The organism is Actinomadura rudentiformis (assembly GCF_008923185.1).
Taxonomy (GTDB): domain Bacteria; phylum Actinomycetota; class Actinomycetes; order Streptosporangiales; family Streptosporangiaceae; genus Spirillospora; species Spirillospora rudentiformis.
The window spans coordinates 159509-172963 of record NZ_WBMT01000016.1; the positions used below are offsets into that span (position 1 = coordinate 159509).

General features: G+C 70.9%; 13 protein-coding genes. 10 read left to right on the plus strand and 3 right to left on the minus strand.

The genetic code is table 11. The annotated features are described in order from the left end of the window. The first annotated feature begins 162 nt into the window (after positions 1 to 162). Complete coding sequence (locus F8566_RS31140) at positions 163 to 1236, plus strand: M14 family zinc carboxypeptidase (protein WP_151565418.1); 1074 nt, start codon at positions 163 to 165, stop codon at positions 1234 to 1236. 149 nt (positions 1237 to 1385) lie between these two features. On the opposite strand, the gene F8566_RS31145 is transcribed toward F8566_RS31140, so the two are convergent. Next, positions 1386 to 1943, minus strand: coding sequence for a CGNR zinc finger domain-containing protein (locus F8566_RS31145; protein WP_151565419.1), 558 nt, complete (start codon positions 1941 to 1943; stop codon positions 1386 to 1388). 114 nt (positions 1944 to 2057) lie between these two features. Between F8566_RS31145 and F8566_RS31150 the strand changes: the two genes are divergently transcribed. Further along, positions 2058 to 2243, plus strand: a complete 186-nt coding sequence (locus tag F8566_RS31150; RefSeq protein ID WP_151565420.1) for a hypothetical protein — start codon at positions 2058 to 2060, stop codon at positions 2241 to 2243. A gap of 55 nt (positions 2244 to 2298) precedes the next feature. After that, the gene (locus F8566_RS31155; protein WP_151565421.1) at positions 2299 to 3804 is read left to right on the plus strand and encodes an Nramp family divalent metal transporter; all 1506 of its coding nucleotides are present in this window, start codon (positions 2299 to 2301) and stop codon (positions 3802 to 3804) included. A gap of 10 nt (positions 3805 to 3814) precedes the next feature. Here F8566_RS31155 and F8566_RS31160 read toward each other — a convergent pair whose 3' ends face one another. Beyond that, the gene (locus tag F8566_RS31160; RefSeq protein ID WP_151565422.1) at positions 3815 to 5260 is read right to left on the minus strand and encodes a type I glutamate--ammonia ligase; all 1446 of its coding nucleotides are present in this window, start codon (positions 5258 to 5260) and stop codon (positions 3815 to 3817) included. Between the two features lie 123 nt (positions 5261 to 5383). Here F8566_RS31160 and F8566_RS31165 point away from each other — a divergent pair, with 123 nt between their 5' ends. From F8566_RS31165 to F8566_RS31190, 6 genes are all read left to right on the plus strand, one after another. Then, entirely contained in the window at positions 5384 to 6553 is a 1170-nt protein-coding gene (locus F8566_RS31165; RefSeq protein WP_225993680.1) for an amidohydrolase family protein, read from the plus strand. A gap of 49 nt (positions 6554 to 6602) precedes the next feature. Then, positions 6603 to 7586, plus strand: coding sequence for a pirin family protein (locus tag F8566_RS31170; protein WP_151565424.1), 984 nt, complete (start codon positions 6603 to 6605; stop codon positions 7584 to 7586). Next, entirely contained in the window at positions 7576 to 8973 is a 1398-nt protein-coding gene (locus F8566_RS31175; protein WP_225993681.1) for an FAD-dependent oxidoreductase, read from the plus strand. Before F8566_RS31170 ends, F8566_RS31175 begins: the two co-directional genes overlap by 11 nt. An 82-nt stretch (positions 8974 to 9055) precedes the next feature. Beyond that, on the plus strand, positions 9056 to 9787 hold the full coding sequence (locus tag F8566_RS31180) for a PadR family transcriptional regulator (RefSeq protein WP_225993682.1): 732 nt from the start codon (positions 9056 to 9058) through the stop codon (positions 9785 to 9787). 191 nt (positions 9788 to 9978) lie between these two features. Next, the gene (locus tag F8566_RS31185) at positions 9979 to 10980 is read left to right on the plus strand and encodes an ATP-binding cassette domain-containing protein (protein WP_151565426.1); all 1002 of its coding nucleotides are present in this window, start codon (positions 9979 to 9981) and stop codon (positions 10978 to 10980) included. Beyond that, positions 10977 to 11753: an ABC transporter permease gene (locus tag F8566_RS31190; protein WP_151565427.1), complete on the plus strand. Its 777-nt coding sequence runs from the start codon at positions 10977 to 10979 to the stop codon at positions 11751 to 11753. The genes F8566_RS31185 and F8566_RS31190 overlap by 4 nt, the downstream gene beginning before the upstream one ends. Before the next feature lie 7 nt (positions 11754 to 11760). Here F8566_RS31190 and F8566_RS31195 read toward each other — a convergent pair whose 3' ends face one another. Next, complete coding sequence (locus tag F8566_RS31195) at positions 11761 to 12399, minus strand: TetR/AcrR family transcriptional regulator (RefSeq protein WP_151565428.1); 639 nt, start codon at positions 12397 to 12399, stop codon at positions 11761 to 11763. An 85-nt stretch (positions 12400 to 12484) separates the two neighbouring features. Here F8566_RS31195 and F8566_RS31200 point away from each other — a divergent pair, with 85 nt between their 5' ends. Next, positions 12485 to 13405, plus strand: coding sequence for a zinc-binding dehydrogenase (locus F8566_RS31200; RefSeq protein WP_151565429.1), 921 nt, complete (start codon positions 12485 to 12487; stop codon positions 13403 to 13405). Positions 13406 to 13455 lie beyond the last annotated feature (50 nt).

Sequence of the window (13455 nt, forward strand, 5' to 3'; positions counted from 1 at the left end):
ATCAGAGGCTGAACGACCGGCAAGGGCCCGTCCGGGATCACCTGGGCGGGCCCTTCGCAACGACGACCCGACCCGATAGCGTCCGATCGAGATGATCAACGGGCCGGCGGGGGAGGCCCGTCCGTCACCGATGCCAGTCACCGATGCCAATGGAGGCAGCTCGTGACCTCGCTCCCGGGCCGTACGGCCCGTCCCCTCGCCGGCCTCGCCGCGTTCGCGCTCACCGCCGGAGCCTTCGCCGCCCCGGCGCACGCCGCCGCTCCCGCCCTCCCCACCGCGCCTCAGCGAGCGGAACAGAACGGCGGCGGCGTACGGCTCCACACCAATGCCGAGCTGGCCAAGGCCCTGAAGCGGATCGAACGCGCGAGCCACGGCCGGGTCCGCGTCCGCAGCGTCGGCAAGAGCAACGAGGGCCGTCCGCTGTGGTTCGCCACGCTCGGCAGCGGGCCCAAGCGGCTGATGTACGTGACGGAGCAGCACGGCGACGAGCCCCTCGGCACCGAGTCCGCCCTCAAGGCCCTCGGCACACTCGGCGTCCGCAATGACCGGGACGCCCGCCGGCTGCGTTCGAAGATCACCCTCGGCATCCTGGTGCGCGCCAACCCCGACGGGCACCAGCGGCAGTGGCGTTACAACTACGACCCGGACGCCAAGCCGGAGTACGGCGAGCCCGGCAAGGGCTACGACATCAACCGCTACCACAACCCGTCGATGCGGCCCGCCGACAACCCGGTGCCCGAGGCGGCCGCGATCCGCCGCACGTTCGACCGGTTCCGCCCGTCGATCATGGTCGACTACCACATGCAGGGCCGGTACGCCTTCCCGCCGCCGGACGGCAGGGAAATCACCACGTCGATCCTGTGGCCGACCAACCCCACCGTCCCGGCGGGCGCGTTCAAGCGGTCCAAGCAGGTCGGCGTCCGTGTGCACAACGCCTTCACCCGTGCCGGAGCGGTCGTCTCCCAGTACCCGGGCGGCGACTACGAGGGCATCGCCCGCAACGCCTACGGCATCCTCGGCGGCGCCTCACTGCTCGTCGAGCTGAGCAACCTGCCGCCCGAACGCCAGCGCTTCCAGGTCCACACCGCGTACGTCTCGATGGTCGATCTCGCCAAGGCCGCCGCGTACCGGCAACTGGACCGCATCGACCCGGCCGACGCCGACAAGATCCCGCTGCGCGGCCCGGCGCTGCCCGGCTCGAACACCACCCACGCCGAACACGACCACGACGCCTGACCCACTCCGCCACCCAGAGGACGCGGCGGCCCGCCCTACCCGGCGGGCCGCTTCATTTGGCGAGGCGGTCGCTTCACTTGGCCAGGCGGGCCGCTTCGCTTGGCGCGTCCGCGAGCAGTGCCGCCAGCCGTCGTTCTAGCCCGTCCGGCTTAAGCGGTCCTGTCATCGACGGTGCGTTTGCGGGCGCGGAAGGCGGCCACGTTGGTCCGGTTGGCGCACGCCTCCGAGCAGAAGCGGCGCCGCCCCGCCTTCGACGTGTCGGCGTAGACGTTGTCGCATCCGTCCGCCGCGCACACTCCCGTGCGGCCCAACCCGTACGCGCAGACCAGCTCCGAGAGCTTCATGAGGGTGGCCGCCCGGAAGCGGTCGGGGAGCCGTGACGACGGCGGTGCGTAGTGCATGTGCACGCCGTGCGGCTCGTGGTTGGAGATGTGCGGATGCATCGGGATCCGCAACATCAGATCGTTGAGCAGTTCCGCGGCGTCCATGAGCTCCTCGGCCTCGAAGAACGGCCGCAGCGTCCGGCCCCACTCCCGGAACGACTCGACGTCGCCGGTCTCGAGTTGCTGCCAGAAGAACTCGTTGTCGCGAAGGATCTCGCGCAGGGCGTCCTCGCTGTCGTCGCCCTCCGTGGTGGTGACCGCGTTCACCAAGGCGACCGCGGCGGCCACGGCCTTGCTCTTGTATCCGGTGATCTGCGTTGCCATCGTTCCCGACTATCGCACACGTGGACTGTCGTAAGTGTTAATGTATGTACGTCTCTTACTGAAGTTTAACCCTTACACCCCGGCAGGGCGACCGGGGAGAAGCGATGGATCACAGTGGACGACTGCCCGCGGTGCGGATGGCCCGAGGACGAGACCTACCAAGTGCTGTCGAGGCACCTGACCTCCGACGGCGTCGTCAGCTACACGCGCTGTGCCTGCGGTGAGGTGCAGATGCGCTTCCAGCCCTACGACCTCGGTCAGGTCGTCACGGCCGGGGGGTTGTCGCGGACGTCCCCCTGACGGATCATCCGGGTGTCCGATCGATTCGGGGGCAGGTACGCCTGGGAGGCGAACCATGGCCGACCACAGCCCCGATGACATCGAGACGCGCCCGCTGGGCGTCAGCCGTCCTGGCCTGGCGGTCGCGGACCTGCCCACGCCCGAGGAGGTGTTCGGCGTACGCAGGATCGGCCCGAAGGAGCTGTTCCGGTACGCCCTCGGCCCGAGCCTGATCGCGCTGGGGATCTCGATCGGCAGCGGCGAGTGGCTCCTGGGGCCGCAGGCGGTCGGCAAATACGGCTTCGAGGGCGTCGGCTGGGTCATCGTCGTCTCGGCCGTGCTCCAGACGCTCTACAACATCGAGTGCTCCCGCTACGTGGTCGCGACCGGTGAGGCGCCCGTCGTCGGCTGGGGGCGCGTCCCGCCCGGCTGGTTCCTGTGGGTGCCGATCTCGGTCTTCGTCGTCATCTTCGCGTTCATCGCCGGTGGCTGGGCCGCCTCCGCCGGGCAGGGGATGTACGCGCTCGTCCACGGCGAGATCCCCGGCAAGGGGGCCGAGGAGCCGCGGCTCTGGGCGATCGCGCTGCTGGTGCTCGTCTTCCTGATCACCGCGGCCGCCCGCCGGATCTCTCGCGCGCTGGAGCTGGCCAACTGGCTGATGGTCGGCACGATCCTCACCGGCCTGCTGCTCATCGACCTGTTCATCGTCCCGTTCAGCGGCTGGTGGGAGGGCATCAAGGGCTTCGTCACCCCGGCGGCGCCGCCCGACGGCATCACGGCGACCGAGATCGGCGGCCTGGCCGGGTTCACCGCGCTCGCGTCCGGGCTCAACTGGTACGTGATGGGCCACTACCGCGACAAGGGCTACGGGATGGGCCACCGGACCGGGTTCATCGCCGGGCTCCGCGGCGAGCGGGCCAAGCTCCTGGACAGCGGCGTGACGTTCCCCGACGACGAGAAGAACGCGGCGCTGTGGAAGCGCTGGTACCGGCTGCTGTGCACGGACATGTGGGGCATCTTCTTCGCCGGCGCGATGCTGGGCATGCTGCTGCCAACGATCTTGATGGCGCGCGCGGTCGAGCTGTCCGGCAGCAAGCCGACGCAGGCGAACGTGCCGACCTTCGTGGCCGCCGCCCTCGACGAGGAGTACGGCCGGTGGCTCTTCTACGCCGCCCTGCTCCTGGGCGTTCTGATCCTCTTCTCCACCCAGCTCGGCATCTTCGAGGCGATGGTGAGAGTGACCACGGACGCCGCCCACGCCACCAGCCCGCGGCTCCGGGCGCTCCTGGAGGGCGACCCGCGCCGTTTCTACTACCCGTTCATGCTGGTCCTGCTGGTGATCATCTCGATCGTCCTGCATCTGGCGCTGCCGGTGAGCCTGGTGCAGTGGTCGGCGAACATGGTCAATCTGGGTGCCCTGATCTACCCGTTCATGCTCATCTACCTCAACACCAAGCTGCCGCGCGTCGCCCGGCCGAGGTGGTGGCACCACGTGGTCCTGGTGCTCAACTTCCTGTTCTTCGGGTTCTTCTTCGTGAACTTCGTCGCCGACTTCGTGGGCGACCCCTTGATCACGTTCTGAGATCCGGACGTCAGTGCCGCCAGCGGGTGGTCGCGGCGATCTCCTCCGGCGACGCGTCCTCGAACAGGGCGATCTCGCCGCGCCGCACGGTGGCGATCGTGTCGCTGAGCGCCTCGCCGAAGGCCGCCGGCAGCACCGGGTCGGACTCGAAGGCCGCCACCGACTCGGCCAGCGAGGAGGGCAGCTCGCTGATGCCCAGGCCGGCGCGTTCCATGAAGTCCAGCGTGGCCGGGTCCACGTCGACCGGTGGAGGCAGGGTCGCCTCGCCGGCGATGCCCGCGCGCCCGGCGGCGAGCAGTCCGGCCAGAGCCAGGTACGGGTTGGCGGAGGCGTCGAAGCACTTGACCTCCAGATTGGCCGCCGCCGCCCGTTCTCCCAGCGCGCCGGTGACAAATCGCAGCGCGGCCTCTCGGTTCTCCAGGCCCCAGCACGCGAAGGCTCCAGCCCAGTGGGACGGTATGAGCCTCAGGTAGCTCGCGACTGACGGCGCGCCCACGGCGAGCAGCGCGGGCAGATGGTCCAGGATGCCCGCCGTGAACGCCTCGCCCGCCGCGCTCATGCCGTACGGGCCCTCGCCGCCCGACATCGTGTTGACCGGACCCTCCGCCTCGTCCTCCCGCCACAGGCTCAGATGAACGTGGGCGCCGTTGCCGACCGACCCGGCGAGCACCTTGGGGGAGAACGAGGCGGCCAGCCCGTGCTCGAACGAGACCGCGCGGATCGTCTCCCGTACGAGCACGGCGGTGTCGGCCGCGCCTACCGGATTCTCCGCCGCCACCGAGAGCTCCAGTTGCCCCTCGGCGTACTCCGGATGGAGCTGCTCGACGGAGACCCCCGTCGCGGCGAGCGCCTTGAGCAGGTCCCGGAGATAGCCCGACAGCTCGGAGATGCGCGTCATCCCGTACGCGGGACCGTTGCACGCCGGGGTGAAGTCCTCCCAGTCCGAGCCGTCCCCCTCCCCGTCGTCGCCGTCGGACACGGCCCATTCGATCTCGAACGCGGCGCGCACCGAGCATCCCTGCTCGGCCAGCCGGGCGACCTCGCGGCGCAGCGCCGCCCGCGCGTCCACCGGATGCTCGGCGCCCTCCTGGGTGAACCGGTCGGCCGGGGCCCACGCCCACCCCGGCAACGCGGCCATCGGGACGAGGCGGTCAAGATCGGGATGGAGGCGCAGATCGCCCGTGGGCCCGCCCACGTAGCGGCCGGAGACGATCGAATCGTCCAGCAGGAAGACGTCGAACACCGGCGACATGCCGACGCCCCACGAGGCCGCATGCGGGAGGCGGGTCACCGGCACCGTCTTGGTGCGGGTGATTCCGCTGACGTCGACCCAGGTCAGCGCCACCGCGACGATGTCGCCGCGATCCAGGTCCGCCGCCAGCTCCGCGGCCCGCGCGCCGCGCTCGGCACGCTCATCCGCATCCAGGACGAGCCGGGCGTCCGGGCTGGTCTCCATGTGCGCTCCCCGCTGCCGGTGGCGTTGGAATCGGTCGGTACGGGCATCGTACGGAGACGACCACTCCGTTTCACGGAGCGACCGTCCCGTTTCACCGAGGGAAGACCGAGGGAAGGAGGCGTGGTGCAGGAATGGCTGGGGGCACTGCGGCTGATAGATCACCACTGCCACGGGGTGCTTGATCGCGACCTCGAACCCGCGGAGTTCGAGGCCCTGCTCACGGAGGCGGACGAACCGGGCACCGAACTGAGCGGGAGCCTGTGGGACACGCAGGTCGGCTTCGCTCTGCGCCGCTGGTGCGCGCCCGTGCTGGGGCTGCCCGCGCACGCCTCGCCTGATGATTACCTCGCCCGGCGCATGGAGCTGGGAGCGGACGAGGTCAATCGGCGCTTCCTCACGGCGGCTGCGCTCGACGTTCTCTGCGTCGACACCGGCTACACGCCGCAGGCCATGCTGGAGCCCCCGGCGCTGGGAAAGCTGGCCGGTGCCCGCGCTTACGAAGTCGTGCGGCTGGAACGGCTTGCCGAGGACGCGGTCGCGGACGAGGTCAGCGCGGCGGCCTTCGCCGGGGAGGTGAGGTCGCGGTTGAACGCGAAGGTGCGGTCGGAGAGCGTCGTCGGCTGCAAGTCCATCGCGGCCTACCGGGCGGGCCTGGAGCTGTCAGGGGAGCGTCCGACGGGGGCAGAGGTCACCTCGGCGGCGGGGCGGCTCCTGCGCGAAGCCGACCGCGCCATGGCGGGACGCAGCGCCCCGCCGCGCGTGTCGGACGAGGTCCTGCATCGTTTCCTGGTGTGGTGCTCGGTCGACGCGGGGCTGCCCGTGCAGTTCCACGTGGGATACGGGGACGCCGACGCCGACCTCCGGCGCGGGGATCCGCTGCTGCTCACGAGCCTGCTCCAGGCGGTGGCGCCGACCGGCGTGCCGGTGATGTTGCTGCACAACTACCCGTTCCACCGGCACGCCGGATACCTCGCGCAGGTCTTCCCGAACGTCTTCGTGGACGTCGGGCTCGCCACCCACAACCTCGGTCACCGGGCGCCCACACTGATCGCTGAGCTGCTGGAGCTGGCGCCGTTCGGCAAGGTGCTCTATTCCTCCGACGCGTTCGGCCTGGCCGAGCTCTACCACCTGGGCGCGCTGCTGTTCCGGCGCGGGCTCGGCGCTTACCTGGGCTCCGGCGTCGAGGACGGCGCGTGGACAGAGGAGGATGCAGTAAGGGTGGGGGAGCTCGTGGCGTCCGGCAACGCCCGCCGCGCGTACCGCCTTCCTCAAGCACAGGAGCAGGCGCACTAGGATGCCAGAACAAGATCGTTGAGGATTCAATCATCATGGAGACGGCCGAATGAGCAATCTTGACGTCCGGCCCCCGCTGACCGAATGCGGCGGCCGCGCGGATGTGGCGGCCGAGCCGGTGCGCGAGCTGCTGCAGGGCCGCTCCGTCCAGCTCGGCGAGAGCGGCGAGGTCCGCAGGCTGCTGCCGACCCTGGGCCGCCGCATGGTCGGCGCCTGGTGCTTCGTCGATCACTACGGGCCCGACGACATCGTCGACCAGCCGGGCATGCAGGTCCCGCCGCACCCGCACATCGGGCTCCAGACGGTGAGCTGGCTGCTGGACGGCGAGGTGCTGCACCGCGACAGTCTCGGCAGCCTCCAGACGCTGCGGCCCGGGACGCTCGGCGTGATGACCGCGGGCAACGGCATCGCGCACTCCGAGGAGTCGCCGGCGGCCCACTCGGCGACGCTGCACGGCGCGCAGCTGTGGGTCGCGCTCCCGGACGGCGCCCGCGCCACCGAACCGCGCTGGGACTTCCACGCTGATCTCCCGGTGCTGGAGGACGGCGCCCTGCGCGCCACCGTCTTCATGGGCGAGATGTCGGGCGCCAGATCGGCCGGGACGGCCTTCTCACCGCTCGTCGGTGTGGACCTCACTCTGGCGGCGGGAGGAGACGCGCGGCTGCCGCTGGAGCCGGACTTCGAGTACGCGGTCCTCACGACCTTGGGGGTGGCGAACGTGGACGGCGTGGACCTGGCGCCCGGCTCGCTGCTCTATCTCGGCTGCGGGCGGTCGGAGCTCCAGGTGAGCGCGGCGACGGCGAGCCACATGCTGCTCCTCGGCGGCGAGCCGTTCGCCGAGGAGATCGTCATGTGGTGGAACTTCGTCGCCCGCACCGGCGAGGAGATCGATGCCGCGCGCACGGACTGGATGAACGCGGACACGTTGAAAGCAGGCTCACGCTTCGGCGAGGTGCGTGGCTACGCAGGCGACCGGTTGCCCGCGCCCGCGCTTCCGACCACCCGGCTCAAGCCCCGCGGCCGTGTCCGCTGAGCGCGGGGCGTCGCGCGGGCGCGAGCGGCTCGTCGTCATCGGCGGCGACGCGGCGGGGATGAGTGCGGCGTCCGCGGCCCGTCGCGGACGCGGGCCGGACGAGCTGGAGATCATGGTCTTCGAGCGCGGCTGCCACACCTCCTACTCCGCGTGCGGCATCCCCTACTTCATCGGCGGGCACGTCGACGCCCTGGACGACCTGATCGTGCGGACCCCCGCGGAGTTCCGTTCCAAGCAGGACATCGACGTCCGCACCCGGCACGAGGTCACCGAGATCGACCTTGACCGGCGGGCCGTGCGGGTCCGCGACCTCGACAGCGGAGCCGAACGCCAGGAGGGCTTCGACCAGTTGCTGATCGCCACCGGTGCGGTCCCGCGGCGGCCCAGGCTTCCCGGGGCGGACGCCGAGGGCGTCCACGGCGTCCAGATCCTGGACGACGGGATCGCGATCCGCCGTGCCCTGGACGAGGACCGGCCTCGGCACGCGGTCGTCGTGGGCGGTGGATACATCGGGCTGGAGATGGCCGAGGCGCTCGTGGAGGCCGGGCTGGAGGTCAGCCTTGTCGACGGCGCCTCCCAGCCGATGCGCACCCTGGACCCCGACATGGGCGAGCTCGTCGCGGACGCTCTCCGCGGTGTCGGTGTCAGCCTCTACCTGGGCGAACGCGTCGAGGCGTTCGAGACCTCCGGCGACCGCGTCCGGGCGGTCGTCACCCCGCAGCGCACGCTCGACGCCGACCTGGTGGTCCTCGGCATGGGCGTCCGGCCGAACTCCGATCTGGCCGAGGCGGCGGGCATCGCGGTCGGGCCGACCGGCGGGATCATCACCGACCGCCGGATGCGGACCCGCACCGAGGGCGTGTGGGCCGCCGGAGACTGCGTGGAGACCCGCCATCTGGTGTCGGGTGAGCCGGTGGCGATCGCGCTCGGCACACACGCCAACAAGCAGGGCCGCGTGGCGGGGCTCAATCTCGGCGGCGGCTACGCGACGTTCCCCGGCGTGGTCGGCACGGCCGTGTCGAAGATCTGCCATGTCGAGGTCGCCCGGACCGGGCTGAACGAGGCGGAGGCCGCCGCGGCGAGGTTCGAGTCGCTGAGCGTCGTGGTGGAGTCGACGACGCGGGCCGGCTACTACCCGGGCACCACTCCGATGAAGACCAAGCTCATCGTCGAGAAACGGTCCGGCCGCCTGCTGGGCGCCCAGATCGTGGGCGAGGAGAACGCCGCCAAGCGCATCGACGGCCTGGCCATCGCGCTCTGGAGCCAGATGACGGTCGAGGAGATGACCGGTCTCGACCTGGGATACGCGCCGCCCTTCTCGCCCGTGTGGGATCCCGTGCTGATCGCCGCCCGCAAGGCCGCGGACAAGGTCGAAGGGCACCGCTGAGCGGTCGCGAAGAAGGCTTGTCGAGTCCCGCCGCGCCGTCGTATATTCGTAAACGAATATACGAACGCGGATGGATGACACGATGCCGGGACGACGCACGAGCACGAGCCCGCTGGCGCTGGCGGTGCTGTCCACGCTGATCGAACGGCCGATGCATCCGTACGAGATCGCGCAACGGCTCAAGCACCGGGGCAAGGACCAGAGCATCAAGATCCGCTACGGGTCGCTCTACACCGTCGTCCAGAACCTGGCCGACCGGGAGCTCGTCGAGGCCGAGGGCACGGCGCGGGCCGGGCGGCGCCCGGAGCGCACCGTCTACCGGATCACCGAGGCCGGTCGGGCCGAGCTGACCGAGCGCCTGCGGGAGCTGGTCCGCACGCCCGCCAAGGAGTACCCGCTGTTCGAGGCGGCGCTCTCCCTGGTGATCGTGCTGCCCCCGGACGAGGTCGCCGGCCTGCTCGCCGAACGGCTGCGCACCCTGGAGAAGGAGATGACCGCGGCCCGTGCCACGCTGGCCGACCTGATGGTGGGGCAGGGCATGCCGCGGCTCTTCCTGCTGGAGGGCGAGTACGCCCTGGCGCTCAAGCAGGCCGAGGCCGACTGGGTGCGCGCCATGGTCACCGAGCTGGCCGACGGCTCGTTCGAAGGGCTCGCCGACTGGCGCACCTGGCATGAGACCAGCGAGCTCCCCGCCGAGATGCGGCAGACCGAGTGGTTCAAGGCCGACCAGGCCCTGCTTGGCGAGGAACCGGCACTGCTCCAGGAACCGGCACTGCTCCACGAGGAGAACGACGAAAGCGAGGGCTCCGCCTGACCCGAATCCCTGCTTGACGCAGAATCCCCCGGCACGGTGTTCTTCTCCGCCAAGATCCGAGCACCGCACCGGGGCCGCCACACCGTCGTGCCAGCGACGGAGGTGCGTTGCGCCCAGCCTACAGAGGGCGACCTCCGTCGATCGGCGTGACCGAAGCACCCGAACCCATCGAACGGAGGAGCGGCAGAGCCATGCCATCTTCAGCCGCCATCGAGGCGCAGGGCCTCGTCAAGACCTATGCCGTACGCGGCGACAAGGAAGGCGTCCGGGCCCTCGACGGGCTCGACGTCACCGTCCCGCGCGGAGCCGTCTTCGGGCTCCTCGGCCCGAACGGCGCCGGCAAGTCCACCACGATCAAGATCCTCACGACGCTCGCCCGCCCCGATGAGGGGACGGCGATCGTCGACGGCATCGACGTGCTCCGCCGCCCCGACCGGGTCCGGCGCGCCATCGGCGTCGTCGCGCAGCGTTCCGGGGCCGACCCCGGCGCCACCGGCCGCGAGAACCTCGTCCTCCAGGGCCGCCTCCACGGCCTCGGAGCGAACGCGGCGTCCCGCGCCGACGAGCTCCTCGCCCGCTTCGGCCTGACCGGTGCGGCCGGGCGGCTGGTGAAGACGTACTCCGGCGGCATGCAGCGGCGCCTGGACGTGGCGCTCGGGCTGGTGCACCGGCCCGAGGTGCTCTTCCTCGACGAGCCGACCACCGGCCTCGACCCCGAGTCGCGCGCCGCGATGTGGGAGGAGATCACGCGCCTCGCCGGCGAGGACGGCATGACCGTCCTCCTGACCACCCACTACCTCGAAGAGGCCGACCGGCTCGCGGGCCGCATCGCCATCGTCGACCGCGGCCGCGTCGTCGCCGAGGGGCCGCCGGACGAGCTCAAGGGAGCGTTGCACGGCGACGTCGTCCACCTGGAGCTGGCGGCGGAGACCGACCCGGCCGCCGCCCGCTCCGCCCTGCAAGATCTGCAGGGCATACGGAACGTCCTCGTCGCCGGCGACGCCATCAGCGCCCGCAGCGACGACGGCGCGTCGGCCGTACCCGCCATCCTGGCCGCGCTCCAGACCGCAGGGGCACCCGCGGCCTCCGTGACGGTCGCCCGCCCGTCGCTCGACGACGTCTACCTGCGCCTCACCGGGCGCCGCTACAGCGAATCCGAGGATCTCGTCGCCGAGGGGGCGAACCGCTCATGACCACCACACTGACGCACACCTGGTACTTGAGCGGGCGCCGGCTGCACGCCATCGCACGGCAGCCCTTCGTCATCGTGGGCAACATCTTCCAGCCGGCGATCTGGCTGTTCCTGTTCGGGGAGCTGTTCAAGCGGGTCGCCGAGATCCCGGGCTTCGGCGGCGGCTCGTACCTGGACTACCTGATTCCCGGGGTCATCGCCATGAACGCGATGAACGCCAACATGTGGGCGGGCATGGGCACGCTGGAGGAGATCGACCGGGGCACGCTCAACCGTTTCCTGGTCTCCCCGGCGAGCCGTGTCGCGCTGATGAACGCGAACGTGGTCGAGCAGGCCGTCACGACCACGCTCCAGTCCATCATCATTCTGCTCCTCGGCCTGCTGGCCGGTGCGGAGCTGCCGGGCGGTCTCGCCGGAGCCGCCGCGATGGTGGCGGCGGCGGTCCTGGTCGGCATCGTGTTCGGCTCGCTGTCGAACGCCGCCGGCATGGTCCTGCGGCAGCGCGAGGCCATCATCGGGATCTACATCGTCTTCATGCTGCCGCTGACGTTCCTGTCATCGGCGTTCATGCCGACGGGACTCATGCCCGGCTGGCTCCGCCACATCGCCACCTGGAACCCGCTCGACTGGGCGGTCCGCGCCGGCCGTTCGGCTCTCAGCACCAACCCCGAGTGGGGCGATGTTTCGGTCCGGCTGGGCGGCCTGCTCGCGCTCGCGATCGTCTGCGTGGCCGTCTCGGTCGCCACGTTCCGCTCGTACCAGAAGAGCGTCTAGTCCACGCCTATCCAGCCGGATCCGGGCTCGCGACCGTCATCGTGACGCTCTCCGGAATCGCGGTGAACGCGCCGCGGAGCCGGGCGGCGAGATCGTCACGGCTCGCGGGCCCGGGCTGGAACGTCCACTCCTCAAGCGCGCAGTGGAACGCCGCGACCACCATGTCGAGTGCCAGCCGCGGCCGCAGGTCGGCGGCCTCCAGGCCGAAACGTTCCCGCAGGATCTGGAGCGCGGCACGTGTCGTGCGGTCGCAGAACTCCAGGCCGTGCGCGGTCATCGACGGCGTCCGCTCCGCCAGCTTCCTGCTGAGCAGCACCTGGTCCGCCCAGCCCTCGGCGGGCATCCCGTCAAGGGTCCGGAGCAGTGTGTCCTGGAAGAGTTCCACCAGCACGCCGCCGCCCTCGCGCGCTTCGAGCGTCGTCAGGAAGGCGGACCACAGATCATGGATCGGCGCCATCGCAACGTCTTCCTTGCTCGCGAAGTAGCGGAAGAACGTGCGCTTGGAGACCTCGACCTCGGCGCACAGTTCGTCGAGCGTCGTGCCGTCGAAGCCGTCCCCCATGAACCTGGCCAGCGCCGTGTCGATCAGCGCTTGGCGGGTCCGGATCTTCTTGCGCTCCCGGAGCGGCAGTTCACTCGTGCTCACCACCCCACTGTATCCGGTAGGCGAATGCCCCTTGTAGTATTTTGCTACTCAGTGGCATTTACCCCTCGGTGAAGGTGAGACATCCATGCGCGCACTGCTGGTCGACGACTCCCGCCTGCGGCTCGGCGACGCGCCCGAACCGGTACCCGCACCGAACCAGGCGCTGGTCAGGGTGACGGCGATCTCACTCAACTACGGCGAGGTGGCCTTTGGCATCCAGAACGCCCCCGACGGGACGGTCCTCGGCTGGGACGCCGCCGGGATCGTGGCACGCGCCGCCGCCGACGGTTCCGGGCCGGCCGCAGGCACCCCCGTGGTCACGCTCGCTGCGGACGGCGCCTGGGCTGAGTTCCGTGCGGTCGACACCGACATGATCGGCGTCGTTCCGGCCGGCGCCGACCTTGGAGCGATCAGCACGGTCCCGGTGGCGGGCGCCAGCGCGCTCCGAGCGCTTCACCGACTCGGCCCGATCCTCGCCAAGCGGCTGCTGGTCACGGGAGCCACCGGCGGTGTCGGGCGGTACGCGGTCCAGCTCGCCCACCTCGGCGGAGCCGAGGTCATCGCCACCACCGGCGACCCCGGCGCGCACGGCGACAGCCTCCGCGCGCTCGGCGCGGATCAGGTCGTGTCCGATCCGGCAGAGGTGACCGGATTCGTGGACGGCGTGGTCGACATGCTCGGCGGTGATCCGCTGGTGGCCGCGCACTCCCGGCTGGCCGAGGGCGGCACGCTGGTCGCCGTCGGGCACTCGACCGGCGAGGGCGAGACCTTCCCGTTCGGCGCCCTCTTCGCCGACCAGGGCCGCCACGATCGCTCGATCGTCACATTCACCCTGCTCGCTCACCGCGAGCTGGCACCCGACCTCACCTGGCTCGCGGAACGCGTCGCGGCGGGCGACCTCAGCCCGCAGATCTCCTGGCGCGGCCCGTGGGACAAGGTCGCCGAAGCGGCCGACGCCCTCCTCGGCCGCCGCCTCCACGGCAAGGCGGTCCTCGACCTCGGCTGAACGCCCCGGCGGGAGACCTAGGTCTTCTCCGGTGGGCGCGCCCGCGAATG

What these genes read in the sequence shown, in the direction of transcription:
- F8566_RS31145 (WP_151565419.1), bottom strand. Translation starts at nt 1,943, where the DNA reads ATGGCAACGCAGATCACCGGATACAAGAGCAAGGCCGTGGCCGCCGCG.
- F8566_RS31155 (WP_151565421.1), top strand. Translation starts at nt 2,299, where the DNA reads ATGGCCGACCACAGCCCCGATGACATCGAGACGCGCCCGCTGGGCGTC.
- F8566_RS31160 (WP_151565422.1), bottom strand. Translation starts at nt 5,260, where the DNA reads ATGGAGACCAGCCCGGACGCCCGGCTCGTCCTGGATGCGGATGAGCGT.
- F8566_RS31170 (WP_151565424.1), top strand. Translation starts at nt 6,603, where the DNA reads ATGAGCAATCTTGACGTCCGGCCCCCGCTGACCGAATGCGGCGGCCGC.
- F8566_RS31180 (WP_225993682.1), top strand. Translation starts at nt 9,056, where the DNA reads ATGCCGGGACGACGCACGAGCACGAGCCCGCTGGCGCTGGCGGTGCTG.
- F8566_RS31185 (WP_151565426.1), top strand. Translation starts at nt 9,979, where the DNA reads ATGCCATCTTCAGCCGCCATCGAGGCGCAGGGCCTCGTCAAGACCTAT.
- F8566_RS31190 (WP_151565427.1), top strand. Translation starts at nt 10,977, where the DNA reads ATGACCACCACACTGACGCACACCTGGTACTTGAGCGGGCGCCGGCTG.
- F8566_RS31200 (WP_151565429.1), top strand. Translation starts at nt 12,485, where the DNA reads ATGCGCGCACTGCTGGTCGACGACTCCCGCCTGCGGCTCGGCGACGCG.